At 35.9% G+C, this 1,868-nt stretch carries 1 protein-coding gene and 1 pseudogene; both read right to left on the reverse strand.

The features are described 5' to 3' along the window. A partial coding sequence (locus DWZ60_RS16855; RefSeq protein ID WP_147397774.1) for a recombinase family protein occupies nt 1-350 on the reverse strand: 350 nt, incomplete at its 3' end. A gap of 288 nt (nt 351-638) precedes the next feature. Continuing rightward, nucleotides 639-1,579: pseudogene (locus tag DWZ60_RS16860) on the reverse strand (Abi family protein). Nucleotides 1,580-1,868 lie beyond the last annotated feature (289 nt).

The following is a 1,868-nucleotide window of genomic DNA, read 5'->3' on the forward strand; positions in this document are numbered from 1 at the left end:
TCAATCCCATCTTCAACACAGATCAGATTCACTCCAAAATCCTGCATCCTCTGCAAAGAGTTTAATACATCTGCCGCATTACGACCGAATCTGGAAAGCTTGAACACCAGTACAAACTGTACCTCATCTGTTCCATTCTCAATATTATCTAACATTCTCTGAAATTCCGGTCTGCCCTCTACGCTCTTTCCAGACTTACCTTCATCGGAATACTCATTTACGATTTCCATATTCTGAAATTCTGCATATCTCTTGAGTTTTCCTTTCTGAGCATCCAGACTGTAGCCATCCACCTGCATGGTTGTGGATACTCTGGTATATATATCGCATTTAATCTTTTTATTCTTCATAATCTTCCTCGCAGTATAACTCCGTTTTATTGTCCCAACCTTATTTTAGTACTTGTTCCAACTATTTTCAATACTTATTTTCTTATTGACTCATTTCTTTGTCAATCCTATAATTAATACAAAAAAAATCCTCTAAGACAATAGGTATTTCACTATCTCTTAGAGGATTTTTCTTTACTTTAAATGGTATCTGGTAATACAAAAAAAATCCTCTAAGACAATAGGTATTTCACTATCTCTTAGAGGATTTTTCTTTACTTTAAATGGTATCTGGTAATATTTTTCCATTTACTTTAAATGGTATCTGGTAATATTTTTCCAGTTTTCCGGGAAACCCATTTTATTCAATAATTCCGTTTCGCTTATATGCTCTACCTCTCTGTTTACTCGGTCAATCTCTTTTATAAGCTTTCTTTTAAATTCCAGAAAATCTTTTCCAGGTAATAGATATCTAAAAGCAATCACCACAGCAAACAAATCCTGTTTTCCTTTTTCATACTGATTCCCACTCTGTGGCAATGAAAGTTTTTTATGAAGCGGTGTATCCGCAATAGCATCTACCGTTCTGTATGTGAACAGTCGTTCTCCATGTGCACATACGTTTCTATACTTCGTGAGAACCGATAGAAACTGCTCCATCTGATGCTGATTCAAAGGTTCAAAGTTTTTTGATACTTTTGATTTTAAGGATTGAGGAAATACTCGGAACATTTTTGATAAATTTCCAAACGTAAGTACATTCGCCAAAACCCATAATGGAATTTCACCATATGTCTTGCGATAATAATTGATATATGTATAATCTGTGGTCGTTGTTGCCCGTTTCAAGGTCGCTATCAACTTTACGATTGTTGCATGATTTCTTTTTGTATGATTATAATTATTAGCATCCAGGTACTGCTTCTGCTCTGCTCCATACATTTCAGTAAAATAGTATGACATCAAAGAACGCATCTGTCGCTCAACCTGCAGTAAATATTTAAAGAACAACTCTCTAGCTCTGCATCAAACTTATACAGACTGACTATTTCTTCAAAACTTGTTCCTGCTTTATATTTCTTTGTATTCGATATTCTAAAAAGATGTTTATATCCTCCCATAAGAGGAAAATATCCTATTTGGCGTAACATCTCTTCTGCATATTCTCTGTCGTTTATTTTTATTCCCTTTTCGTCACTGATCCAGGAAACCTGATCACTAAAAGAAGAGAATTTTTTCGGTGTCTGCATATCATTTCTCCTTAAAACAAAAGAGGGAGAGACCCGCAGGCTCTCCCCCGCCTGTAGGCTTCGCAAGTTTCTACAGAACGATCACTGAGCTTAGTATACGTCATTTTAAATGTCCTGTCAATACGCCAAAACATTCTTAGCCATACCCGCTCAGAAGTATTCTATGCTGTTTTTTCTTCTTTATTCTGTTTTTCTTCCTCCAACTCCCGGAGGACTTCTTCGCCGTACTTATCAATCATCCGTACCAGAAAATCAATGCACCGCTCAAATTCAATATTCTGTTGCATAA

It is taken from the genome of Blautia sp. AF34-10 (assembly GCF_003477865.1).
GTDB classification, from domain to species: Bacteria; Bacillota; Clostridia; order Lachnospirales; family Lachnospiraceae; genus Fusicatenibacter; species Fusicatenibacter saccharivorans.